The organism is Archangium sp., assembly GCF_036389735.1.
Taxonomy (GTDB): Bacteria; Myxococcota; Myxococcia; order Myxococcales; family Myxococcaceae; genus Archangium.
This window is the reverse complement of record NZ_DASVWK010000849.1, coordinates 1-23646: the sequence shown is the minus strand read 5'-3', so window position 1 is coordinate 23646 and position 23646 is coordinate 1. Positions and strand designations below refer to the sequence as shown.

The 23646-nt window shown below is 69.4% G+C and carries 19 protein-coding genes and 1 pseudogene; 15 read left to right on the top strand and 5 right to left on the bottom strand.

The window, feature by feature from the left end; genetic code table 11:
* Positions 1-93: 93 nt before the first annotated feature.
* Positions 94-1710: pseudogene (locus tag VF794_RS30530) on the bottom strand (protein kinase domain-containing protein); the annotation flags it as partial.
* Between the two features lie 153 nt (positions 1711-1863).
* On the opposite strand from VF794_RS30530, the gene VF794_RS30525 reads away from it, so the two are divergent.
* Complete coding sequence (locus VF794_RS30525) at positions 1864-2718, top strand: hypothetical protein (RefSeq protein WP_331116516.1); 855 nt, start codon at positions 1864-1866, stop codon at positions 2716-2718.
* A complete protein-coding gene (locus VF794_RS30520; protein ID WP_331116514.1) occupies positions 2718-4217 on the top strand; it encodes a hypothetical protein in 1500 nt (499 codons plus the stop codon). The genes VF794_RS30525 and VF794_RS30520 overlap by 1 nt, the downstream gene beginning before the upstream one ends.
* Before the next feature lie 7 nt (positions 4218-4224).
* Here the strand turns inward: VF794_RS30520 and VF794_RS30515 are convergent, their stop codons facing one another.
* Complete coding sequence (locus VF794_RS30515; protein ID WP_331116512.1) at positions 4225-5034, bottom strand: Fpg/Nei family DNA glycosylase; 810 nt, start codon at positions 5032-5034, stop codon at positions 4225-4227.
* Positions 5035-5200: 166 nt separating this feature from the next.
* Between VF794_RS30515 and VF794_RS30510 the strand changes: the two genes are divergently transcribed.
* From VF794_RS30510 to lptE, 4 genes are all read left to right on the top strand, one after another.
* Entirely contained in the window at positions 5201-5584 is a 384-nt protein-coding gene (locus VF794_RS30510; RefSeq protein ID WP_331116510.1) for a response regulator, read from the top strand.
* 123 nt (positions 5585-5707) lie between these two features.
* On the top strand, positions 5708-8206 hold the full coding sequence (gene leuS / locus VF794_RS30505; protein WP_331116508.1) for a leucine--tRNA ligase: 2499 nt from the start codon (positions 5708-5710) through the stop codon (positions 8204-8206).
* 12 nt (positions 8207-8218) lie between these two features.
* The gene (locus VF794_RS30500) at positions 8219-8782 is read left to right on the top strand and encodes a hypothetical protein (RefSeq protein WP_331116506.1); all 564 of its coding nucleotides are present in this window, start codon (positions 8219-8221) and stop codon (positions 8780-8782) included.
* A gap of 55 nt (positions 8783-8837) precedes the next feature.
* Positions 8838-9380 (top strand): LPS assembly lipoprotein LptE, encoded by a 543-nt coding sequence (gene lptE / locus VF794_RS30495; RefSeq protein WP_331116504.1) that lies wholly within the window; start codon positions 8838-8840, stop codon positions 9378-9380.
* 12 nt (positions 9381-9392) lie between these two features.
* Here lptE and rpsT read toward each other — a convergent pair whose 3' ends face one another.
* Together rpsT and mazG are read right to left on the bottom strand one after the other, a co-directional pair.
* The gene (rpsT, locus tag VF794_RS30490) at positions 9393-9668 is read right to left on the bottom strand and encodes a 30S ribosomal protein S20 (RefSeq protein ID WP_331116502.1); all 276 of its coding nucleotides are present in this window, start codon (positions 9666-9668) and stop codon (positions 9393-9395) included.
* A gap of 112 nt (positions 9669-9780) precedes the next feature.
* On the bottom strand, positions 9781-10953 hold the full coding sequence (mazG, locus tag VF794_RS30485) for a nucleoside triphosphate pyrophosphohydrolase (protein ID WP_331116500.1): 1173 nt from the start codon (positions 10951-10953) through the stop codon (positions 9781-9783).
* 109 nt (positions 10954-11062) lie between these two features.
* Between mazG and VF794_RS30480 the strand changes: the two genes are divergently transcribed.
* The 6 genes from VF794_RS30480 to VF794_RS30455 all read left to right on the top strand — a co-directional run bounded on the left by VF794_RS30480 (position 11063) and on the right by VF794_RS30455 (position 19950).
* Positions 11063-13276: a hypothetical protein gene (locus VF794_RS30480; protein WP_331116498.1), complete on the top strand. Its 2214-nt coding sequence runs from the start codon at positions 11063-11065 to the stop codon at positions 13274-13276.
* Positions 13277-13288: 12 nt separating this feature from the next.
* Positions 13289-14473, top strand: coding sequence for a DUF4388 domain-containing protein (locus VF794_RS30475; RefSeq protein WP_331116496.1), 1185 nt, complete (start codon positions 13289-13291; stop codon positions 14471-14473).
* 105 nt (positions 14474-14578) lie between these two features.
* Positions 14579-15661 carry a PhoH family protein gene (locus VF794_RS30470; RefSeq protein WP_331116494.1) on the top strand — a complete coding sequence of 361 codons (1083 nt, stop codon included), beginning with the start codon at positions 14579-14581 and terminating at the stop codon, positions 15659-15661.
* A 108-nt stretch (positions 15662-15769) separates the two neighbouring features.
* On the top strand, positions 15770-18241 hold the full coding sequence (locus tag VF794_RS30465; RefSeq protein ID WP_331116492.1) for an HDIG domain-containing metalloprotein: 2472 nt from the start codon (positions 15770-15772) through the stop codon (positions 18239-18241).
* On the top strand, positions 18238-19083 hold the full coding sequence (ybeY, locus tag VF794_RS30460) for an rRNA maturation RNase YbeY (protein WP_331116490.1): 846 nt from the start codon (positions 18238-18240) through the stop codon (positions 19081-19083). The genes VF794_RS30465 and ybeY overlap by 4 nt, the downstream gene beginning before the upstream one ends.
* A 9-nt stretch (positions 19084-19092) precedes the next feature.
* The gene (locus tag VF794_RS30455) at positions 19093-19950 is read left to right on the top strand and encodes an alpha/beta hydrolase (RefSeq protein WP_331116489.1); all 858 of its coding nucleotides are present in this window, start codon (positions 19093-19095) and stop codon (positions 19948-19950) included.
* Here VF794_RS30455 and VF794_RS30450 read toward each other — a convergent pair.
* A complete protein-coding gene (locus VF794_RS30450) occupies positions 19936-20595 on the bottom strand; it encodes an acetoacetate decarboxylase family protein (protein WP_331116487.1) in 660 nt (219 codons plus the stop codon). The two genes, VF794_RS30455 and VF794_RS30450, sit on opposite strands and share 15 nt — an antisense overlap.
* A 126-nt stretch (positions 20596-20721) precedes the next feature.
* Here VF794_RS30450 and VF794_RS30445 point away from each other — a divergent pair, with 126 nt between their 5' ends.
* The 3 genes from VF794_RS30445 to VF794_RS30435 all read left to right on the top strand — a co-directional run.
* On the top strand, positions 20722-22035 hold the full coding sequence (locus VF794_RS30445; protein ID WP_331116485.1) for a DUF4105 domain-containing protein: 1314 nt from the start codon (positions 20722-20724) through the stop codon (positions 22033-22035).
* Positions 22036-22092: 57 nt separating this feature from the next.
* Positions 22093-23212 (top strand): peptide chain release factor 2 gene (gene prfB, locus VF794_RS30440; RefSeq protein ID WP_331116482.1). Its coding sequence is split into 2 segments (ribosomal slippage): positions 22093-22161 and positions 22163-23212, totalling 1119 coding nucleotides; the frame shifts between segments, so codons are not numbered across the junction.
* Between the two features lie 118 nt (positions 23213-23330).
* Positions 23331-23646: RNA polymerase sigma factor (locus tag VF794_RS30435; protein ID WP_414640985.1), on the top strand; the 316-nt coding region annotated here is incomplete at its 3' end.

Genomic DNA, 23646 nt, shown 5'->3' with positions numbered 1-23646 from the left:
GCTTAACCACACGAAGTACGGGAGAGCCACGAAATCGCGGCAGGCTCACTCCGTGCGAAAGTCGTGCTTGAAGATGTTGGAGTTGCCGGCCTTCACCTCGACGGTGCGCGTGATGTCCTTGCCGAGGTCCCGATTGATGAGCCGCACGGTGTGCGTGCCGATGGAGACCTGGACGGGCGCGAGGGGCGTCTGACCGAGCGCCGTCCCATCGAGCAACACGGTGGCGTAGGGCCGGATGCGGAACGTCAGCTTCGCCTTCTGAGAGACCTTGGGCCGGGGGGCAGGCTCTGACTGGGGCGCCGGTGCGGCCAGCGGCGCCTGGGCCTCCACGGGTTGCTCCGGAGGGGGCTCCGTGGGGAGGGCCGCCTGCTCGACCACGGGCGGCGGCGGGACCTGGGGCGGAGCCTCCGCCGGTCGAGACGCCGCTACCGGCGGGGGCGTGGCCTTCACGGGCGGGGAAGCACTGGGGATGGACGTGGCGGGGACCTGCGGCGCGGGGCTGCCCCGGAAGAACAGGACGCCACTGCCCGCGGCGAGGAGCGCCAGTCCGCCCACCGCCACTCCCAAGCCGGTGCGGTTGCGGCGAGGCGGGGGGGCGACATCTTCCTGCTTGGGGTCAGCCGCCTTGCTGATCTCGGTCGCGGGCGGGAGGCCGTGGGCCGACAGGCGCGTGGGCTCCAGGACGATCTCAGGCTCCTGCTCGGAGGTGGGTGCCAGGGCGGGAGCGGCCATCGTCTTGGGGCGCGTCTTGCCTGTTGTCGGGGTCCTCTGGGGGGAGAGGGCGGTGGACTCGAGGCCGGTGGCGTCACCCGTGCTGACGGTGGGATGCCTCCCCGTCACGCTGCCCTTCGGACAGAGCCGCTCCACCCACTGCGCGAGCTCCCGGGCTCCCATTGGCTGGCCGGTGGAGAGGATGAAGCGCTCCAGGTCCGCTTGGAGGGCGAGACAGTCCGGATAGCGTTGTTCGCGCACCTTGGGCAGGGCTGCGTCGAGGATGCGGAGCAGGGCCTCGGGCAGGTCCGGCCGGCGCGAGGCCGCGGGCACGAGCGGCTCGAAGAGGATGGCCTGCATCATGCTCACGTCGGTGGTGGCTTCGAAGGGGTGGTGCCCGGTGAGCAGCTCGTAGAGCACGACGCCGAGCGCGTACACATCCACACGCCGGTCGAGGGGCTGCCCCTGGAGTTGCTCCAGCGGCATGTAGGCGATCTTCCCCTTGATGAGGCCCGTGCGCGTCTTGTGGCTCTGGTTGGAGGCCTTGGCGATACCGAAGTCCACCACCTTCACCGCCCCCTGCCGCGACAGCAGGATGTTGTCGGGGCTGATGTCGCGGTGGATGAGGCCGAGCGATTCGCCAGTGGTCGGGTCCGTGAAGTCGTGGGCGAAGGCCAGGCCCTCGCAGGCGGCGGAGATGAGCTTCGCGCAGAAGGCCGGGGGCAGGCTCACACCGGCCTGGACGGCCCGCGCGGCCAGTGTACGCAGGTCCGGCCCGTCGATGTGCTCCATCGCCAGGTAGTAGGTGCCGTCGGCCTGACCGAAGTCGAAGATCTGCACGACGTTGGGGTGGTTGAGCTGCGCGGCCACCCGGGCCTCGGTGAAGAACATCCCCACGAACTGCGGGTCCTCCGCCAGGTGCGGCAGGATGCGCTTGAGCACGAGCGTCTTCTCGAAGCCCATGGGCCCTTCCACCTTGGCCAGGAACACCTCGGCCATGCCTCCGGTGGCGAGCTTGTTGACGAGCTGGTACTTGCCCACTTGCGTCAAGGCGATCTCCTGGTCCCGCGGATACGGACGCCATCATAGCCCACCGGGCTTCTCGGGGAGGGGGCTGCCGGGGGGGCGTGCCTGCTGCTAGGTTGGCGCCCCATGAAAGCCAGCCCCTTCCGGACAGAGAGCGCGCGGGTGCTCGCCCTCTGCCTCATGGCCTGCCTGCCTGCCTTGGCGAGCGCCGCCCCAGCACCCGCGCGGAAGGCCCGGGTTCGCAAGACGCCGGTCCGCAAGGATGACTTCGAGGCCTCGTTCGCCGCCGCCGTCCGCCTCTACGACAACCTCGAGTACGAGCGAGCCCTGGAGCAACTGTCGCGGGCCAATGCGTTGACGCGGAACACGGAGCAGGAGGTGGCGGTGGCCCTGTACCAGGGCATCGTGCAGGCGGAGCTCGGGGACAGGGTTCAGTCGCTCGCTTCCTTCCGCACCGCCCTCTACCTCCAGCCGGACGCGAAGCTCCCCGTGCAGGTCTCCCCCAAGGTGGAGCGCGACTTCGAGGAAGTGCGCCAGTCCGTCCTGAACGACCTGGGGACCTCCGAGCCGAGCCCCCAGCCCCAGGCCCAGGCGGACCGTCCGGTGGCGCAGTCCCCCGGCCTCGACAGCCCGGTGGTGCCGCCGCCCCAGCAGCCCCCCGCCTTCGTCCCCTCCGTCAGCGAGGAGCAGCCGTCTTCGCCCCGCGTGCTGCCGCTGGCGTTCCTGGGCGTGGGCGCGGTGGCCGGCGGCGCGGCCGGTTTCTTCGGCCTGCAATCGGCGACCAACTTGAGCTTCGCGCGGGATGCCGCCTTCTATGACGAGCGCGTCACGCATCTGAGGAGCGCCAAGAACCAGGCCTTCGTCGCCAACATCCTGTTTGGCACGGCGAGCGCCGCCGCGTTGGGGGCGCTCGCCACCTTCCTCATTGCCGGGAGCCCGAGTGCTCCTGCCCCCGCTTCCACGGGAGGAGGTTCGCCGTGATGAACCCCATTTCGAGGCTCCTGCTGTTGTCCTGCCTCGCCTGCGCCTTCGCCTGCTCCGTGCCGACGCTCGAGGAGCTCGAGGCCGAGAGCCCCGCGGGCTGTAACGCGGAGCACCCGTGCCCGGGGGAGATGGTCTGCTTCGACAACCGCTGCATCCGCGCCGAGGGCCTGGACTGTCGGCCCGGGACGCGCGTGGCCTGCGGCACCGACGAGGGCGAGTGCGTTCAGGGAACGCGCCTGTGTGGCGCGGACGGCACCTTCGGGGCCTGTGAGGGTGGGGTGAGGCCCGCGAGACCGGTGTGCGGTCAGAGCAAGGACAACAACTGTGACGGTCTGGAGGACTGGGCCTCCATGGCCCTCACCAAGAGCCACGACCTTGGCACCTTCCTGGCCGCCGTCCCCGTGCGCCGCCCAGCCCCCAGCACCGAGGACACGCTGCTCGTCGTCACGACGGAGTCCGGGAGCCTCGCGACACGCACCGTCTCCATCGATGGCCTCCCGAGCCAGGGAGAGAAGCTCTCCCCCTCCGCGCAGAGCATCAAGTTCCAGAAGCCCTCGCTCGTGGCGGCTGGGGACAGGGCCATGGTGGCGTGGATCGAGGAGACGTTCGTGCAGACCACGGGGGCTCGCCTGTACAAGGTCTACCTGGCGCAGCTGGATGGGACCGGGAAGCGCACCTCCCTCCCGGTGCTCGAGCTGCCTTTCGGGAGCACCCAGCCCATCGTGTCGGAGGTCAAGCTGGCGATCAACACGGCCCGTATCCTCGTGCTCGTCACGACGGTGGGCGCTTTCGACCCGGCAGGGCCCCCTCCGACCACCGAGGTCTGGGCGATCACGGTCGCCCGGGACCTCCACCGGAGCAGCGTGAGCATCCCCGTCCGGCTCGCCGTTCCGGCCTCGAGTTTCGGCCTGCATGCCACGGCGAATGGCACGGGGGAGCAGTTCCTGGTGGCTTTCGAGAGCAACCATGTCCGGCAGACAGCGCTCATCGCGAACGACGGCACGCTCGTCGGGAGTGTCATGTTCCAATCCCAGGACGCGTTCACCCATTCGCCGTTCATCGTTCCGACCCGTGGCAGCCCAGCGGGACATACCCTCCACTACGTGCAGAACGGTGTCACCAGCCCGAACTCCAACCTCATGACCGTGGCGTGCAAAAGCACGGGATGCGAGACGCCAACGTCCATCCACCCCTATCCACGCGAAATCCAGCGCATGCAGATGGTGACACGGCCGGGAGAGCTGAACCCTGCCCTCTCGCTCTGGAGCTGGAAGGATGCGAGCTCGGGGGTGAACTATCTCACCCTCGCCTCCCTGTCGGGCACGGTGGTGGAACGGGTCTCCCCGCTACGGGTCTCGTCGATGCCCACCTTCAGCGAGACGCTCGTCCTCATGCCGGACCTCTCCCGCTACGTGCTCTTCCATCAGAATCCGCCCCCCTCGGCGGTGGGAGCCTCGGTGAGCGAGGCGTACGTCCTGCCCTTCTGCGGGCCCTAGCGCGTGCTCAGCTCGCGGCGGGGGTCTTCTGACAGCGAGGACAGAAGAACAAGGCCCGGCTGGCCAGCTCCCGGCGCGAGATGGGCGTGGAACACCGGGGGCAGGGCTGACCGGCGCGGTCGTAGACGCTGAAGCGGTCCTCGCGACGCCTGCCGGGAATCTCCCAGGGGGCGGGCGGGGCATGCGGGGCGACGATGCGCCCATCCCGGGCCGCGTCCTCCAACAGACTTCGGAGGGCCTCCCACAGGCGCTCGAACCCGGCGGGGCGCAGCTCCGAGGCGGGGCGCAGCGGTGGCAGGCGCGCGAGGAAGAGGCCCTCGGCGCGCAGGATGTTGCCCACGCCCGAGATGCGCTCCTGATCCAACAGCGCGACCGCGAGGGGCGTCCGGCCGCGTCGGAGGGCCGTGAAGGCCCGCGAGGGCGAGGCGTCCGGGCGGAGCGGATCCTCCCCCAGCCGGGCGCGGAGCTCGGCCTCGGTCTCGGGGCTCAGCAGCTCGCAGGCCTGGGGCCCGGAGAGGTGGAGCGTCGCGTGGGGGGAGGAGAGTCGCAGCCGGCAGGTGGGGGAGGGTGAGGCGGCTCCGGCGCGGAAGTGCTTCAGGTTGCCGAAGAGGCCGAGGTGGATGTGCAGCCGCACCCCGCCGTCGAAGTGGTGGAAGAGGTGCTTGCCGTGCGCATCCACGCTCACGAGGGCTCGCCCCGAGAGGTGCCGGGCCCCCTCCGAGAAGCGTCCCTGCGGAGAGTCCGCGGTGAAGTCGCGCCCCAGGAGCCAGCGGCGGTGGATGCGCGCGATGCGGTGGATGATGTTCCCTTCGGGCATTCCTCCCAGGTAACGGGGAGTGGATGACCTGTCTCGTAGGGGCGCCGTGCTCGCCCGCTCGGGCGATATGCGGGGAGGCCGTCGTCCATCATGCCGGGAGCGGTCGTCCACCGGCGCCCCTCACTCCGCTCCCTGATCCCCCGCCGGGCGGTGCTATCCTGGAGGAATGACGCAGCAGATCCGCGCGCTGGTGGTGGATGACTCCGTGGCCATGCGCCGCAGCCTCATGTACGCGCTGCAACGACTCGGCTCGTGGGTCCACACCGACGAGGCCCATGATGGCGCCGAGGGGCTCAAGAAGCTCACCCTGGGGCGTTACGACCTCGTGCTCACCGACATCAACATGCCGTTGATGGACGGGCTCAAGCTCATCCGACACATCCGCCAGACGGACGCCTACCGCACCGTCCCCATCGTGGTCATCACCACCGAGTCCGCCGTCGAGGACCGCGAGCGCGCCATGGCGCTCGGGGCGAGCGCCTACCTGGTCAAGCCCGTCCAGTCCAAGGTCGTCCAGGACACGGTGAAGAGCCTGCTGCGCCTGGAGTAGCCGGGGCGGGTGCTCGGGGTTGAACGCCTGCCCCTCGGGCGTGGCGGCCGGATGTCAGAGGGCAACGGAGGCAAGCGTCTGTTGTTGCCTGGGGGCTGGCATACCACTAAGACGCACCCCGTCATGGCCATGAACGAGCGCTACGAGCCGCAGGATATCGAGAAGAAGTGGCAGACCCGTTGGGAAGAGGCGGGGGTGTTCCGAGCGGGCAAGCGCCCCGGTGCTCCCAAGAAGTACATCCTCGAGATGCTGCCGTACCCCAGCGGTCAGATGCACATGGGGCACGTGCGCAACTACCTCATCGGCGACGTCTACGCGCGCTTCTTCCAGATGAAGGGCTACGACGTTCTGCACCCCATGGGCTGGGACGCCCTGGGCCTGCCGGCGGAGAACGCGGCCATCAAGGACGGCGTGCACCCGGCGGTGCGCACCCGCGAGAACATCACCTCCTTCAAGAAGGAGATGGGCACGCTGGGCTACAGCTACGACTGGACGCGCGAGGTCAATACCAGCGATCCCGAGTACTACCGGTGGAACCAGTGGTTCTTCATCCAGATGTTGCAGCGGGATCTGGTGTTCCGCCGCTTCAGCAAGGTGAACTGGTGCACCGGCTGCATGACGGTCATCGCCAACGAGCAGGTGAAGGACGGCACGTGCGAGCGCTGTGAGTCCCCGGTATTGGACAAGGAGCTGCCCGAGTGGGCGTTCCGGATCACCCGCTACTCGCAGGAGCTGCTGGACGGGTTGGACGGGCTGAAGGAGTGGCCCGAGCGCATCACCTCGATGCAGCGCAACTGGATTGGCCGCTCCGAGGGGGTGGAGGCGGACTTCGACATCCAGGGCGTTGACGAGGACATCCGCGTCTTCACCACCCGCATCGACACCATCCACGGCTGCACCTACGTGGTGCTGGCGCCGGACCACAAGCTGGTCTCGCGCATCACCACGCCGGGGCAGCGCGCCGAGGTGGAAGCCTTCGTGAAGCGGATGGCGGCCATTTCCAAGACGGACCGCACGGCCGAGGGCGTGACGAAGGAGGGGGTCTTCACCGGCGCCCATGCCGTCAACCCCTTCTCCGGCCAGCCGGTGCCCATCTGGATCGCCAACTTCGTGCTGGCCGACTACGGCACGGGCGCGGTGATGAGCGTGCCGGCGCACGACGAGCGCGACTTCGAGTTCGCGCGCAAGTACGGCCTGCCCGTGAAGGTGGTGGTGCAGCCGGCCTCGGGCGAGCCGCTGCCGCCGGGCGAGAAGTTGGAGGCCGCGTATACCGAGGACGGGGTGCTGGCGGACTCGGGCGGGTACACGGGTCTGACCTCGGCCGAGGCGCGCAAGAAGATGGGCGCGAAGCTCCAGGCCGAGGGCCGGGGCGAGCCCAAGGTGACGTACCGTCAGAAGGACTGGGGCTTCAGCCGCCAGCGCTACTGGGGCACGCCCATCCCCATCGTCTACTGCGAGAAGTGCGACCCCGAGCGCAGGGGACAGCCGGTGCCGTTGGAGCAGCTGCCGGTGCGCCTGCCGGAGATCGATACCCAGGCGGTGCTGACGGGCAAGGGCGAGCCGCCCCTGGCCAAGGTGCCCTCGTGGGTGAACACCACCTGTCCCAAGTGCTCGGGCCCGGCCCGGCGCGAGACGGAGACGATGGACACCTTCGTCGACTCCTGCTGGTACTACGCGCGCTACCTGTCGCCGAAGTACGACGCGGCGCCCTTCGATCCGAAGGAGGCCCAGCGCTGGCTGCCGGTGGACGTGTACGTGGGCGGCCCCGAGCACGCCGTGATGCACCTGTTGTACTTCCGCTTCTGGACGCGGGTGATGAAGCTGCTGGGGCTGAGCCCGGTGGACGAGCCCGTCACGCGGCTCATCACCCAGGGCATCGTCAACGGCGCGGATGGCCGGAAGATGGGCAAGCGCTATGGCAACGGCGTGGCCCCGTCCACCATCGTGCAGAAGTACGGCGCGGATACCGCGCGGACCTACGTGCTGTTCGCCGGCCCGCCCGAGCGCGACTTCGACTGGTCCCACGAGCAGGTGGAGGGCGTCTTCCGCTTCCTCAAGCGCGTGTGGACGCTGGCCTTCCAGCACCACGGGGTGGTCGGGGCCAGGCACGACGGGGCCTTCGAGGGCAAGGCGCTGGAGATCCGCCGCGCCGCGCACAAGTGCCTGAAGCGGGTGGGGGAGGCCATCGAGCGGCTGTCTTTCAACACCGCCATCGCCGGCATCATGGAGTACGTCAACGCGTTGTATGCGCTGGGCACGACGGAGACGGCCGCGGAGAAGGCCGCCATGGCCGAGGCCATCCAGATGCTGGGGGTGGTGCTGACGCCCTTCGCCCCGCACCTGGCGGATGAGCTCGCCGAGACGTACGGCTCCAAGACGTTCACCGTCACGCAGGGCTGGCCGGAGTTCGACCCGGCCCTGGTGGTGGACGACGTGATTCCCTACGCGGTGCAGGTGAACGGCAAGCTGCGCGCGGAGATCCGCGTGGCGGTGGACGCGGCCGAGGCGGATGTGCGCGCCCTGGCCGAGGCGGATGACCGGGTGAAGGCCGCGATGGCGGGCAAGACGCTGCGCAAGTTCGTCTTCGTGCCCAAGCGGCTGGTGAACTTCGTCGTCGGCTGAGACGGGAGCCCGGTGACCACCGAGGTCCTCGTGATGTGCAAGCGGTGCGGCCGCCCGCAGCAAGCGGGAGCGGGCCGCTGCGCCGCGTGTGGTGGTGAGCTGCCCGAGGCCCCTCTGCCTCCCAGCGCCCCCGCCACGCCCCAGCACCCCTTCTTCTGGGCGGAGCTCGGGGGAGGGCGGGTCCTCACCGGTGAGGGCAACCGCCTCTCCTTCCGTCCGGGCACCTCCGCCACGCCCTTCCTCCTCGAGCTGCCCGGCCTGCGGCGTCTCTCGCTGCTCCACCGGCCACGCTATGAGGCCCTGGCCCTCACTGTCGGGGCGCTCGTGGCGCTGCCCTTCGTGTCCAGTGCGGTGGGCGTGTTGCTCGGCCTGGTGGCCCTGGTGGGCGTGGTGCTGGCGCTCTCGGTGCGGCGCTACACGCTCGCCCTGGAGTCCGCGGGCGGGGTGGAGACGCGCTGGGAGCTGGGCTCCCCGTGGCGAGGTTCCCTGTCGGAGCGGCGCGTGCGGTCCGCCTGGAGTGCCCTCGCGCTCGTGATGGCCTCGCGAGGCGTGGAAGTGAACGGCCGTCTCCCCTAGGAGAGGGCTGCCCCTCGCGCTTGACCGCCGGGCTCGCGCCGCTACTGTGGGCACCATGTCCCGGTTGAGCGTGATGGGGTGCGTCTTCGTGTTGTCGGGTCTCGGGTGCGGCTACCGCTTCACGCCCAGGGACGGAGGGCTGCCCGAGGGGGTGCGCTCGGTGTGCGCGCCCGTCTTCCGCAACGACACGCCCGAGCCGGGCCTGGAGCTGCTCTTCACCCGGGCCTTCCGCCAGGAGATGGGGCGCTCCGGGGTGCTCGGCGGCAGTGGGGCCTGCGAGGCCACCGTGGAGGGTACGGTCCTGGGGGTGGGCAGCACTCCCACCATCATCACCGAGCCCGTCTATCAGGGGAACACGCGCATCGCCGAACCGCAGCTCGCCAGCTACCGCGCGTCGGCGACGGTGCACTTGCGGCTGGTTCGGGACGGACGGGAGCTGGCGACGGCGACCGTTTCCGGTAACGAGGACTTCCTGCCGGGCACGGCGAGCGTGTCCGGCGACGTCCTGGAAGCCGAAGCCAACCGGCAGGCCGCGCTCCACCGTCTCGCCGAGACGATGATGCGCGAGGGTCTGGACCGGTTGGCGAGCGGCTGGTGAGAGCCGCGAGGACTACTTCGCGGCGGTCTTGGCCTTGTTCGCGGCCTTGGCGAGCCGGGAGATGCGGCGCGAGGCGGTGCGCTTGTGGAGGACGCCCTTGGAGGCGGCCTTGTTGAGGGTGCGGGTGGCGGCCTTGAGGGCATCGCCGGCCTTGGCCGCGCCCTGGGTGGTGAGGGTCTCGCGCGCGGCCTTCACGGCGTCCTTCACCGTGGTGCGGACATTGACATTGCGAGCGCGGCGCTTCTGCGCCTGGCGGTTACGCTTCTCTGCGGACTTGGTGTTGGCCAAGGTGATCTCCAACGTACGGCTGTGGAAAAGAGGCGCCGTACCTACTTCGGCGCCTCCTTAGCGTCAAGGCTTGCGTGATCCGTGCCACCGATCTGGGCCCGGAAGGTATCAATCAGCGGCTCCCGAAGGCGTATTCCCACCGGAGACCGGCTGGATCCTGGAAGGTGAGCCGGCCTGTTCCGCCCCCGCCCTCCAGGACGGAGCCCGGCGAGGTGCGCTCCAAGAGGGTGCGCAGCCGCTCCACCGCCGCGGCCGAGGGCGCACCGAAAGTGAGGGTGGCGGGGGAGGGGGGGCCCGCACCAACGGTGAAGGCGAGCCGGTACAGCCCATCTCCGTAGACGGCCTCGTCGGCGCCTGCCCGCTCCGCACTCCAGCCGAGCAGCGGGGCCACGGCGTCCCAGAAGACCCGCTGGGCCGCGAGGTCCACCACCGGGAGGCGCAGGGCCACCAGGGGAGCACGGGGGACGCGGGTGGGCGGGGGGAGGGCCTTCTCCGCCGCCTTGGCGGCCTGCCAGTGGCGCTCCATGTGCTCCACCGTGGCCTCACCGAGTGGGACGCCCTCCGCGCGCAGGGCGGTCTCGATGTGCTGGAAGCGGGTGGTGAAACGGCGGATGGCCATCCGCAGCGCGTCCTCGGCCGGCGTGTGGAGGAAGCGCGAGAGGTTGGCCAGGGAGAGGAGGACATCGCCCAGCTCGTGCTCCAACGCGTCCCGGTCCCCCGAGGCGATGGCCTCGTCCAGCTCGCCCAGCTCCTCGTCCAGCTTGGCGCGCACCTCCTGGACGTTGGCCCAGTCGAAGCCGATGCGGCTGGCCTTCTCGGTGAGGCGCTCGGCCCGCATCAGCGCCGGGGCGCCCGTGGGCACCCCGTCGAGCACCGAGCCCTCCCGGCCCGTCTTCTTCTTGCGCTCCTCGGCCTTGAGTTTCGCCCAGTTGGCCAGCGGCTGTGGGGTGCCATCCGCCTGCTTCTCCCCGAAGACGTGCGGGTGGCGGCTGGTGAGCTTGTCGCTGATCGCCGCGGCCACGTCGGCCATGGAGTACTCGCCCAGCTCCTCGGCCAGCCGCGCATGGAAGACGATCTGGAAGAGCAGATCCCCATGCTCCTCGCACAGGGCGCGCCACGGGCCTCCCTGGGCCACCCGGTCCATCTCGTCGACGACCTCGAAGGCCTCCTCGATGAGGTAGGGGCGCAGCGAGCGCACATCCTGCTCCCTGTCCCAGGGGCAGTCGGCCCTGAGACGGGCCATGATTCCCATCAGCCTGTCCAATTGCTCCCCTGCTGCACTCATGGGTGCTCCTCTCTCTCCGACCGAGCGGGCTGCCTGTAACACGGGAAAACCGATAGAGGGGCGCTACAACTTCCGTGGGGGGTGGCCCTCGCCTATCATCCGGGCCCGAATGTCGCGCCTCCCTCTGTTGCGCTTCCTGCCTTTGATGCTGTGCCTCGTGCTGTGGACGCCGCTAGGGCCGGCGTACGCGCAGAAGTCGCAGCGCCAGGCTCCCGCGAAGAAGCCCGCCGCGGAGAAGCCCGCGTATCTGGATCCCTCGATGCTCGATGCGTCCGAGATGACGGTCGAATCCTCCGACGAGGAGATCGACGAGTCCTCCGGCGACGAGGAGACGGACGAAGGCTCCACGAGCGCGGGCCGTGACAAGAACCGCAAGGGCCAGAAGGCGTCGGAGGATGGCGAGGAGGCGCAGCCCGCGGAGCAGCCGGAGACCCCGGCGGTCGCGGTGCAGCCGACGACGCCCGTCCCGGCCCCGGTGGTGCGGCCCCCTCCGCCGACCATCCTCGCCCCGAGGAAGTCCGACGCGGACCTCCAGCAGGTCTGGGACACGTGGCAGAAGGCGGTGGCCGCGCTGGACATGGAGACGGCCCGCCAGACCCAGCAGCAGCTCGTGGACCTCAAGGAGGACGTGGCCGCGCTGGACATGGAGTCGCTCAGCATCGCCTTCATCCGGGCGGCCGAGGGCAGGCGCAAGGCCAACGACTCGGCCGGCGCGCTCCAGCTGGTGGAGCAGGCGGTGGCGCTCTCACCGAACCTTCCCTATACGCGACTGGCGCTCGCCGAGGAGTACATGCGTCGCTCGCCGGGCGACGTGGGCCCGTACTTCCGCGAGGTCAAGGCCGCCATCTCGGTGCTGCTGAAGGATCCGCGCTACCGGCGCCCGGCGCTGGCGGACCTCGGGGCGGTGTTCCTGGTGGCGCTGCTGGCCACGGCGGCCGTGGTGGTGGGCGTGCTCTTCGCGCGGCGGGTGCGCTACTTCCTGCATGACTTCCACCACCTCTTCCCCCGCGCGGCGGCCAAGTGGCAGTCCGCCGCCCTGGCGGTGCTGCTGCTGATCGGCGCCCCGCTGTCCATGAGGCTGGGCCTGGTGCCCGTGCTGCTCATCCTGCTGGCGTCGGTGGCCCTCTACCTCTCGGTGGTGGAGCGGGCGGTGGCGGCGGTGCTGCTGGTGCTGGCGGCGATGGTGCCGCTGGCCGCCGGGAAGCTCGCCCAGTCCACCACCTTCGCCGGCACCGTGGCCGAGGACGTCTACGTGCTGGAGCGCGGCGGGCTCGCCGTGGAGCAGGTGGCGGACCGGGTGCGCGCGCGGCACGAGAAGAAGCAGGCCGGCTTCGCGGAGCTGTTCGCGCTCGGGCGCTTCGAGGCCCGCCGCGGCCAGCTTCCGGAGGCCATCGCCCACTACAAGGCCGCCGCCGCCCTGCGCACCGGGCACGCGGCGCTGATCACCAACCTGGCCAACGCCATGCTGGCCAATGGCGATCAGGACAGCGCGGCGCGGCTCTACGCGGATGCCTCGCAGGCGGACCCCTCGCTGGCCGCTCCCGCCTTCAACCTGGCCGAGGTGTACCGCCGCCGGGCCGCGGTGGCCCCGGACGACTCCATCGGCGCCGAGAACCAGCGGGCGCGTGATGCGCTCGCCGCCGCGCAGCGCCTGGACGCCGCGCTGCTGCTGTGGAAGCGCCCGCCGGATGACCGGCTGCTGATGAACCGGCTCCTGCTCAGCCCGCCGCTGTCCGAGGCGGACCTGCCGGTGACCGAGGATCCGGTGGCGGTCGAGCGCGTGCAGGCGCAGCTGTCGCGCCGGCTGCTCGGGGGTGGAGGCCTGGCCTGGGGCCTGACGCTGCTGGGCGCGCTGGGCGCCTTCGCGTTCGGCTTCGCGGGCCGCTCCCTGAAGACCTCGCGCGAGTGCGAGAAATGTGGTCGCGCGGTGTGCCGCCGGTGCGACAAGGAGCTGGGCGTGGCCGCCAAGATGTGCGCCCAGTGCGTCAACGTCTTCTCGCGCAAGAGCGCGGTGGAGGCGCGCATCCGGGCCCGCAAGCATCTCGAGATCGAAAGCCACCGCCGCTGGCAGAGCGGCCTGTCGTACGCCTTCGGCGCGCTGGTGTCCGGCGCCGGCCACCTCTTCCAGGGGCTGGCGGTGCGCGGCACCCTCTACGCCTTCTTCTTCCTGCTGGCGGTGTCCGGCGTGCTGCTGCGCTCCGGGGTGCTGCGTTCGCCCTACGGCGAGGTTCCGCTGTACCTCAAGCTGGCGCCCTTGCTGCTGCTCCTCATCCCCCTCCATCTCTTGACGTTGCGCGGGCTGTACCGCCGCCAGAACGAGTAGGTCGGAACGACGATGGCCATTACCGGAACGCTCAAGGGCTTCGGCATCGCCGACATCCTCCAGCTCATCGGACAGCAGCAGAAGACGGGTGTCCTGTACCTCAAGAGCAAGGACCAGGACGTCCAGGTCTACTTCCTGGACGGCAACATCGTCCGTGCCGAGAGCATCACCCGGAAGAAGAAGGACCTCATCGGCAACATGCTGGTGCGTGCCGAGCTCATCACCGAGCAGCAGCTCACGACCGCGCTGGAGACCCAGAAGCGCACCCTCAAGCGGCTCGGGGACGTGCTCACCACCAGCGGCTTCATCACCGCCGAGAAGCTCAAGCAGATGATGCAGCTCCAGGTGACGGAGACCCTCTACGGGCTCTTCTCCTGGAAGGCGGGCTCCTACGAGTTCAAGGTCGAGGACGTCCAGGCGGACGACGACTCCATCAAGCCGCTGCGCGCCGAGAGCGTGCTGATGGAAGGCTTCCGGATGGTGGACGAGTGGCCCCAGGTCCGGAAGAAGATCTCCCATGAGGCGATGACCTTCGAGAAGTTGAAGGAGCTGCCCGCCAAGGTCGCCCAGGACGACGACTTCGACGCCTCCTTCGACGACGCCTTCTCCGAGGCCAAGGAGGAGAAGAAGGACGAGAACAAGGGGGAGTTCAAGTCCATTGGGAGCGCCGAGCGCCGCGTCTACGGGCTCATCGCCGCTGGCCGCGACGTGCGCAAGCTGGTGGACTTGAGCGGCCTGGGTGAGTTCGAGACCTGCAAGGCGCTCGTCAACCTCCTCAACCTGGACTACATCCGCGCCATCCAACCCACCGGGAGGGCGGCCTCCGTGGGAGGCGCCAGCCTGCTCGTCCGCGTGGGCGGCATGGTGGCCCGTGGCGTCGTCACCATGATGGTGCTGGCGGCGCTCGGCTTCGTCGGCTCGCGTCTCAAACCGGACACCTGGGACCTGGGGGACGAGTCGGCTTCCTCGTATGCGGACCCGGCGACCCAACGGCTCGTGGGGCGCGCCCAGCAGGCCCGAATCCAGGCCGCGCTGGAGGTGTTCCGTCTAGAAAAGGGGGCCCTCCCCGAGCGCCTGGAGGCGCTGGTGGAGGTAGGGCTCCTGCAGCGGGAGGATCTGCGCTACCCCTGGCGGGACGATTACTACTATCGCCGCACGTCAGAGCGTCAGTTCATCCTGCTGCCTCCCCTGCGCTAGGTGGGTTGTCTGCTTCCTCCTTTCGCTCTCCGTGGGGGGGCGTTAGCTTGAAGTGTGAGGTCGATTTTCCGACCACCCGCCCGAGGACTTAAGGGATTGGACGAATTGCGAAATTCCGCCCCTGTCGAAGCTCCCGTAGTCAACCCCACCTCCGCCAAGGTGGATGTCCGTGACAACGCGACGACCCTGGCGCTGTGTGGCAACCAGAACGAGAACCTGAAGCTCATGGAGCGTCGTCTCGGTGTCCGGGTCGGACAGCGAGGCACCGAACTCCACCTGTCCGGACCGGCCGACGCCGTGGCGTTCGCGGTGCGTCTGGTGGAGAACCTCGAGGAGCTCATCCGCGCCGGTCGTCCCGTCTACCGGGAGGACGTGGAGCAGGCCATCAAGGTGCTCGGCCGTGGAGGCGCGGAGTCCCTCCAGGAGGTCATGCTAGGGCCCGTCCTGAAGAGCTCGGGCAACAAGCAGATCTCTCCCAAGAGCCTCGCGCAGAAACGCTACGTGGACGCCATCCGTGCCCATGACATCGTCTTCGGCATCGGCCCCGCCGGTACGGGCAAGACGTACCTCGCCATGGCCATGGCGGTGGCCTTCCTCCAGGAGCGCAAGGTCAAGCGCATCGTCCTGGCGCGCCCCGCGGTGGAGGCCGGCGAGAAGCTGGGCTTCCTCCCGGGTGACCTCGCCGAGAAGGTGAACCCGTACCTGCGCCCGCTCTACGACGCCCTGCACGACATGATGGCGGCCGAGCGCGCCCTGCACCTCATCGAGCAGGGAGTGGTGGAGGTGGCCCCGCTGGCCTTCATGCGTGGTCGCACGCTCAATGACTCCTTCGTCATCCTCGACGAGGCGCAGAACACCACCATCGAGCAGATGAAGATGTTCCTCACCCGCCTGGGCTACAACAGCAAGGCGGTCATCACCGGCGACGTCACCCAGGTGGACCTGCCGGTGGGGAAGGCGAGTGGCCTGCACCACGCGCGCTCCATCCTCAAGAACGTGGAGGGCATCAACATCTCCGAGTTCACCGACGTGGACGTGGTGCGTCACCCGCTGGTGCAGGAGGTGATCCGCGCCTACGAGCGCTACGACGCGACGGTTCAGGCGGCCAAGGCGCACCCCAAGGGAGGCCAGGCGGCTGCGGCCCCCGCTCCGGCGGCCTCCTCTGAATCCGACACGCCAAGCCCTTGATTTCCTTGGCCTGGTCACCGGACGAGCAAGCACGGGCGGCGGAATGAAGTTCCCGCCGCCCGCTTTGCTTGCTGTCCACATCATGCCTCCCATAGGTTGAGCAACCCCATGTCCGAACCGGAATCGTCGCCCCCCGGACCCAGTCCGCTGGACGCGCTCGCCCGCCGTTTCCGGCTCGGTCCCTGGTGGGGCCGGCGCCTGACGAGCGTGCTGTTGCTGGCGGTGGTGTCGGTGGCCGCGGGCTTCGTCATCTCGCCGGGCCTCTACAGCCAGCAGATCCCCGCCCTCACCGAGGACCACCTGGGCAAGCCCTTCCGGGCGAGTTCCCCGGCGGGTTTCAAGGCCGGGCGGGACTACGAGATCGTCCACCAGGCGATGACCGAGCAGCGGCGCCAGGAGGCCCAGGGCGCGGTGCGGCCGGTGTACGACTTGAGCCCGGGCGTGGTGTCGGAGATCCGCGTCGCGGTGAACGGGGCCTTCGCGGAGATGCGCCAGCGACTGGTGACGAAGCCGGCCACCAGCGAGGAAGGGGCCGCCGAGGGCGGGAAGGCGCAGCAGGGGCGCAAGCTGGAGGATCGCGAGCGCCAGCGGGAGGACTTCCAGGTCCTCCTGTTCGGGCGCAGGGACGCGGCGTTGGAGCCGGACGACTTCCAGGCGCTGTCCACGGCGCGCTTCTCCGAGGCGGTGGAAGCGGCCACGCTGGCGTTGGTGGAGCGGGCCTACGGTTTCTCGGAGCCCATGCCGGTGTATGTCGCCGGCTCGCGCGAGGAGCTGTCGCGCGAGGGCCCCGAGGGCCTCACCGTGAGGGACCTGCGGCACAGCGGGGAGCAGTCGCTGTCGGGGCGGGCACCCACGGTGGTGGATGTGCGAGAGGCGCACACGGAGCTGGATCGCTTCGCCTCCATTCCGGGCAACCTGCTGCCGGACTCGCCGGGCGTGCAGCGCCGGGCGGTGCTGCGGCTGGCCAAGCGGCTGGTGCGGCCCAACCTCACCATCAACCTGGCCGAGACGGACGTGCGGCGGCGTCAGGCGGCCTCGGCGGTGAAGGACGCCGTCATCTCCATCAAGAAGGGCCAGCGCGTCATCGGCGACGGGGAGCTGGTCAACGAGACGCACCTGGTGGCCATCCGGGGCATGCGCTCGCAGACGGACCGCCTGGATCTGGTGCAACTCCAGGTGGGCGGCACGGGGCTGGTGGCGCTGCTCATCTCGGCCACGTACCTCTTCTGCCGCACGGCCTTCCGGCGCTTCCGGCCCACCCGCAAGGACGGGCTGCTGCTGGGCGTGCTGCTGGTGATGATGCTGGGGCTGATGCAGCTCTGGGTGTCCATCGCGGACGCGGTGCAGGACCGGTACACGGCGCTGCCGCTGGAGGCCTTCTATTACGCCTTCCCCGTGGCGGCCGGCGCCATGCTGGTGCGCTTCGTCCTCTCCGAGGAGCTGTCGCTCTTCTTCGCGCTGGTGCTGGCGTGCCTCGCCGGGGTGATGCTGGGCAACTCGCTCTCCTTCGGCATCTACGCGCTGGTGGGCGCGCTGGTGGCGGCCGATCGCATCACCAAGGCGAAGGACCGGGTGGGCCTCTTCAAGGCGGGCCTGACCACGGGCACCGTCAACTCGCTGGCGGTGCTCTGCCTCTTCCTGGCCGAGGGCAAGGGGCTCACCAGCGACACCCTCCTCACGGCCCTGTCCGCCCTGGCGGGCACCGCGCTGGCCGTACCGGTGATGGTGATGGCCCTCACCCCGCTCATCGAGGCCGTGTTCGGCTACGCCTCGGACCTGAAGCTGCTCGAGCTGGCCAACCTCAACCACCCGGCGCTCAAGGAACTCATCGTCCAGGCCCCGGGCACCTACCACCATTCCATCATCATCGGCACGTTGGTGGAGAACGCGGCGGAGGCCATCGGCGCCAACCCGCTGCTGGCGCGCTCGTGTGCGTACTACCACGACATCGGCAAGGGCCGGAATCCGCTCTACTTCGGTGAGAACCAGAAGGGGGAGAACAAGCACGACAGCCTCGCCCCGGCGATGAGCGCCGTCATCATCAAGCGCCACGTCACCGAGGGGCTGGAGATGGCGCGTCAGTACCGGCTGCCCAAGCTGGTGGCGGACGCGATTCCCCAGCACCACGGCACGCGGCTGGTGGGCTACTTCTTCCACAAGGCCGTCAAGGAGCAGGAGGGCAAGGAAGGCGCTCCGCCCATCGACGAGAGCATCTACCGCTACCCGGGCCCCAAGCCGCAGTTCCGCGAGGCGGCCCTGGTGATGATCGCCGACGCGGTGGAGGCCTCGACGCGCTCGCTGCCCGAGCCCTCCACGCCCCGACTGCACACCCAGGTGCAGAAGATGATCAACCTCATCTTCTCCGAGGGACAGCTCGACGAGTGCGACCTGACGCTGAGGGACCTGAATCTGATCGCCCAGTCCTTCCTGCACACGCTCGAGGGCATCTACCATGCGCGTCCGGAGTACCCGGCGGGGGCATTGCAGACGGGCCCCAAGGGAGCGGCGCTGATGGTGGCGGGTACGACGACGAAGCAGGACGGTGGCAAGGCACGCGCGGCTGGAGGAGGCCCAACGTGAGGCTGCGTAAGGGGAAGATCATCCCGCGCGACGACGGGAAGCGCATCGAGGAATTCGTGGGCGCCGCGACGACGGGCACCGAGTCCATGTCGGTGGCGCGGATGCTGGCGCCCCCGGGCTGGTCCGAGCCGGCCCAGACGCCCGAGTTCGACGAGGTGATCATCGTCCTCAAGGGCCAGCTGACGCTGGTGGTGGATGGAAAGCGGCAGCTCGTGGGCGAGGGGGAGATCGGGCTGGTGCCCAAGGGCCGTCGGGTGGTGTACCGCAACGACGGGCAGGGGGCCTGCGACTACTACTCGTTCTGCGCGCCGGCCTTCCGGGTGGAGCTGGCGCACATCGAGGAAGAGTCGGAGGAGCCCGAGGCCAACCGGGTGACGGTTCAGGTGGCACACCCGCAGGGCAAGCGCTTCTCCAAGCAGGTGACGGAGCTGGCGGAGACGTTCCTCGGAAAGCTGGAGCTGACGGGGTGCGAGCTGTCCATCTCCCTGGTGGGCGACCACGCCATCCGCCGGCTCAACCGCACGTGGCGCAAGAAGGACAAGGCGACGGACGTGCTGAGCTTCCCGGCGGGGGAGGCACCCAAGGGCACTCCGGGGCCGAGGCAGCTCGGGGACGTGGTCATCTCGCTGGACACGGCGAAGCGCCAGGCCAAGGAGTACGAGCGCACGCTGGAGGCGGAGGTGGCGCGCTACCTGGCGCACGGGCTGCTGCACCTGCTCGGGTATGACCACGAGCGGCCTCGGGACGCGCAGAAGATGGCGCGCACGGAGGAGTCGCTGCTGGGCGAGGGCGGCATGGTTGGTGACGCGGTGGCCCCCAGGGCCCGCAAGCTGATGACCTGACGCCCCACCATGCGAATCCACGTCAACGGGGTCTCCCTCTTCTTCGACACGGAAGGTTCCTCGCTGGAGCAGCGGGGCGGTGAGCTTCGCGAGAAGCCCACGGTGCTCGCCATCCACGGGGGGCCCGGCATCGACCATGCCATGTACCGGCCGACGCTCTCGCCGCTCGCGCGGGTCGCCCAGGTCATCTACCTCGACCTGCGAGGCAACGGGCGCAGCGACCGGAGCACCCCGGACCGGTGGAACCTCGCCACCTGGGCCGAGGACGTCCGGGCCTTCTGCGAGGCGCTGGAGATCCAGAAGCCCGTGGTGCTTGGAACCTCCTTTGGCGGGTTCGTCGCCCAGGCCTATGCCACGCGCTTCCCGGAGCATGCCGGCAAGCTCATCCTCTGCTCCACCAACCCGCGGTTCAACCTGACGCGGGCGCTCGCGATGTTCGAGCGGCTCGGGGGGACCGAGGCCGCCACCATCGCCCGGCGGTTCTTCCAGGATCCCACCCCCGACATCTTCCAGCGCTACATCCAGGTCTGCTTCCCGCTGTACCACCGGCTGACCATCCAGAACCCGAGCCCGGCCTCCCTCATCCACTTCGACGTCGCGCGGCACTTCATCGGTGGGGAGTGGCACACCTTCGACTTCACGTGCGAGCTGGAGCGGATCCGCTGCCCCACGCTCGTGCTCGCGGGCGCGCATGACCCGGTGCTCCCCTTCGAGGGCTCCGAGGATCTGGTCTCCCACCTGCGGCCGGAGCTGGTGCGCTTCGAGCGCTTCCCCGACTGTGGCCACGAGCTGCTCTCCGAGCGTCCGGAGCGGGCCCTGGCGATCATCGAGGAGTTCCTCTCCCAGGAAGGATCAGGGGCTCGGTGACGGAGGGGCGGCCCCGTCCTCGGACCAGGACTGGGGCGGAGGCACGGTGAGGGTCATGGAGCTGGCGTGGACGCTGACCAGGGCGGCGTCGCCAAGCTGGAAGGGGAAGCGCTCCGACCAGCCCTCCACGTTCAGACCGCCGGGGGCAAGGCGGCCGCGCAGGCGCCCGACAAAGGAGGTCCACTGACCGGGGGCGCCGCCAATGCCGGGGACGGGCATCGGGAGCGAGGGCCCGAAGCCCGTGCGCCGCTCCACCCCCAACGTGGCGATGGGGGCCCCGCGTGCGTCCTTCACCCGTACCCGTCCCTCTTCCCAGGTGAAGGTGGCCATCTCCTTGGGCAGGCTCCAGATGCGGCGTCCGCCCCAGAGCGAGGTGGCGCTGTCCACCCAGATGTGGGCGACCCACAGGCCCATGCGTGTGCCGTGCCGCACCAGCGGGCCCACCATCAGCTCGTCATAAGAGAGGGTCCCCTCGCGGTAGCGCATCAGCGCCACGATCACCAGACGTGGGGAGAGCACGTGTTTCCAGGGAGCGGGGCAGGGGACGTCCTGATCCGCCTGGAAGAGCCCGATCCAGCCCTCCCCGGACAGGTTCCAGGGGGCGGGCGGGAAGGGGACCTCGGGGGGAAGCTTGTGGGTCTTCATGAGGAGACCATGGGGAGGATCTCGGGACGCCCCCACTGAACGCCCGCTCACCTGGCGGGCACACACGGGGTTGAGTCGGGCGTTGCGCGTGATAGGTAGGCCCGCCCTCGTTTGTTGGGACGGACAATGCCCCGCCTTGCCCCATTGCTGACCTGCCTGCTCGGCCTGCTGCTGCTGGCCGCGACCCCGGCGCGCGCCGATGAAATGCCCCCCTGGGGGACGGGCGAGAGCCAGGGCGAGGACCTGTCCATCTACCTGGTGACCTTCGGGCCCGGGGACGACGTGGCCTCCTGGTGGGGCCATGGCTCCCTGGTGGTGGAGGACCGGCGGCTGCAGCGCTCGCGCCTCTACAACTACGGGATGTTCTCCTTCGATGAGCGCATGCTGGCACGCTACGCGATGGGGCGGCTCGAGTTCTGGGTGGACGACGCGAGCCCCTCGGGGACGTTCCGCTTCTACCGCTCGTTGAACCGCGACGTGCGGCTCCAGGAGCTGAACCTGTCGCCCGCCCAGAGGCTGGAGATGGGGCGGCTGCTGGCGGTGAACGTGCTGCCGGAGAACCGCGAGTACCTGTACCAGCACTACGACGACAACTGCGTCACCCGGCTGCGCGATGGCATCGATAAGGTGCTGGGTGGGCATTTCCAGCAGGCGATGAGCGGCCCCGGGCGCATGACACTGCGCGACCACACGCGCCGCTACACGGACGTCGGCCCGGCGATGAGCCTGCTGCTCGACTTCTTGATGAACGACGAGATCGACCGGCCCATCACCCGTTGGCAGGAGGCCTTCCTCCCGGACGAGCTGGAGCGGCAGGTGGCGGAGTTCCAGGTGGTGGGGGAGGACGGGCAGAAGCGCCCGCTGGTGGCGAAGACGATCCCCGTCTACGAAGCGCAGGGCCGCCCGAAGACGCCCGCGGAGCCGCCGAGGTACGGGCCGGTGCTGCTGCTGCTCGGGCTCGCCCTGGGGGGCGGCGCGATGGGCCTGGCGCTCTGGAACCGGCGCACCGGCGCCCGAGCCCCCCGCATCCTGCTTGGCCTCCAGAACGTGCTGGTGGGGCTGGTGTTCGGCGTTCCGGGCCTGGCGCTGCTCGTCATGTGGCTGGGGACGGAGCACACGGTGACGTGGCGCAACGAGAACCTCTTCCTGGCCAATCCCCTCACGCTGCTGGCGGTGCCGCTGGGCTTCCAGTTGATGCGCGGCTCGATGAAGGCGCGCGAGCGGCTGGGGCACCTGTGGCTGGTGCTGGCGGGGCTGGGCGTGCTGGGGCTGGCGCTCAAGGTGCTGCCCATGTTCGACCAGGACAACTGGCGGCTCATCGCGCTGCTCCTGCCCCTGTCGCTGGGCCTGGCGGGGGCGCTGCGGCTGGCCCGGGCGGGGGCTCCGTCGTCGGCGGGCCGCGCTCCGGAGCCAATGACTTCTTCCCTGAAGGCTTCCTGAAGCTCAACATCCAGCAATCGCGCGCGAGGACTCCTCGCGCGCTCACCGAGGACATCCATGGCGAACGATTCGATGGAGAAGATCAACGGCCTTCGGGAGCGGTTGTTCGCGCTCCGGGGGCATCTTTGACCTCGACCGCAAGCGGTCGCGCATCGCGCTGATCGAGCGCGAGTCCACGCTCCCCACCTTCTGGGACGACAACACCAAGGCGCAGGCGATGCTGAAGGAGAAGTCCACGCTGGAGTCGAGCGTGGGCACCTTCGAGAAGACGCTGCGGGGCCTGGAAGACGCGCAGGTGCTCTTCGAGCTGGCGGCGGAGGTCAACGACGAGGCCAGCACGCAGGAGGCCGAGGCGTCGCTCACCACGATTGAAGCGGACGTGGCGAGGCTCGAGCTGGCGCGGATGCTCTCGGGCGAGCAGGACCGGTCCAACTGCTTCATGGACATCAACGCGGGAGCGGGTGGCACGGACTCGATGGACTGGGCCGCCATGCTCATGCGCATGTACACGCGCTACTGCGAGCAGAAGGGCTGGAAGGTCGAGATCAACGACTCGGTGCCGGGCGAGGAAGCCGGCTTCAAGAACGTCTCGCTGCGCATCGAGGGCGAGTTCGCCTACGGCTACCTCAAGGCCGAGGTGGGCGTGCACCGGCTGGTGCGCATCAGCCCCTTCGACGCCAATGCGCGCCGGCAGACGGCCTTCGCCTCGGTGGATGTCTACCCGGAGGTCGATGACACCATCCAGATCGACATCCCGGAGAAGGACTACGAGCTGAAGTTCATCCGTGGTGGTGGCGCGGGCGGCCAGAAGGTCAACAAGACCTCCTCGACGGCGCAGCTGCGCCACCTGCCCACCAACATCCTCATCACCTGCCAGACGGAGCGCTCGCAGTCGGCCAACAAGGACATGGCCTTCAAGATCCTCCGGGGCCGCCTCTACGAACTGGAGGTGAAGAAGCGCGAGGCCGAGCAGGCCGCCGCCGAGGCTCAGAAGAAGGACATCTCCTTCGGCTCGCAGATCCGCTCCTACGTGCTGGCGCCCTACCGCATGGTGAAGGACCTGCGCACCGGCGTGGAGACGGGCAACGTGGACGCGGTGCTGGACGGTGCCTTGGAGGACTTCGTCACCGCCCAGCTCATGGGCGTGAAGAACCCCAACCGCAACGCCCCCGAATAGCCCGGAAAAAAGGGCCGGAACCTTTCCGCGACCGGGTTGTCCAAGGTCGCGGAACGGGGCGTAGTGGGATGGAGTAGGATGGAAGTGCGCGGTGTAGGCGCCGTGCGGGAGGTCACCGGTGTCTTCGAGCGGGGTGCTCGGGATGGAGCTGGAGGGGACGTCGGTGACCGACGAGGCGGCGGCGCGCGAGGAGCGGCTGCTGCTGGGGCGGCTGCGCCGGGGAGAGCCGGAGGCCTTCGAGGTGCTGGTTCGGGCGCACCAGGATCGGCTCTACGACTTCTGCCTGCGGATGCTGGGGGATCGGGAGGAGGCGAACGATCTGGTGCAGGACGTCTTCGTGAGCGCCCACCAGAACCTCTCGCGGTTCCGCGAGGACTCGAAGCTGTCCACGTGGTTGTTCCGGATTGGGAAGAACCACTGCATCAACCGGTTGA

Excerpts from the sequence above, each read along its gene's own strand:
- VF794_RS30525 (WP_331116516.1), top strand. The coding sequence starts at position 1,864 with ATGAAAGCCAGCCCCTTCCGGACAGAGAGCGCGCGGGTGCTCGCCCTC.
- VF794_RS30520 (WP_331116514.1), top strand. The coding sequence starts at position 2,718 with ATGAACCCCATTTCGAGGCTCCTGCTGTTGTCCTGCCTCGCCTGCGCC.
- VF794_RS30515 (WP_331116512.1), bottom strand. The coding sequence starts at position 5,034 with ATGCCCGAAGGGAACATCATCCACCGCATCGCGCGCATCCACCGCCGC.
- VF794_RS30510 (WP_331116510.1), top strand. The coding sequence starts at position 5,201 with ATGACGCAGCAGATCCGCGCGCTGGTGGTGGATGACTCCGTGGCCATG.
- leuS (WP_331116508.1), top strand. The coding sequence starts at position 5,708 with ATGGCCATGAACGAGCGCTACGAGCCGCAGGATATCGAGAAGAAGTGG.
- lptE (WP_331116504.1), top strand. The coding sequence starts at position 8,838 with ATGTCCCGGTTGAGCGTGATGGGGTGCGTCTTCGTGTTGTCGGGTCTC.
- mazG (WP_331116500.1), bottom strand. The coding sequence starts at position 10,953 with ATGAGTGCAGCAGGGGAGCAATTGGACAGGCTGATGGGAATCATGGCC.
- VF794_RS30480 (WP_331116498.1), top strand. The coding sequence starts at position 11,063 with ATGTCGCGCCTCCCTCTGTTGCGCTTCCTGCCTTTGATGCTGTGCCTC.
- VF794_RS30475 (WP_331116496.1), top strand. The coding sequence starts at position 13,289 with ATGGCCATTACCGGAACGCTCAAGGGCTTCGGCATCGCCGACATCCTC.
- VF794_RS30465 (WP_331116492.1), top strand. The coding sequence starts at position 15,770 with ATGTCCGAACCGGAATCGTCGCCCCCCGGACCCAGTCCGCTGGACGCG.
- VF794_RS30455 (WP_331116489.1), top strand. The coding sequence starts at position 19,093 with ATGCGAATCCACGTCAACGGGGTCTCCCTCTTCTTCGACACGGAAGGT.
- VF794_RS30450 (WP_331116487.1), bottom strand. The coding sequence starts at position 20,595 with ATGAAGACCCACAAGCTTCCCCCCGAGGTCCCCTTCCCGCCCGCCCCC.
- VF794_RS30445 (WP_331116485.1), top strand. The coding sequence starts at position 20,722 with ATGCCCCGCCTTGCCCCATTGCTGACCTGCCTGCTCGGCCTGCTGCTG.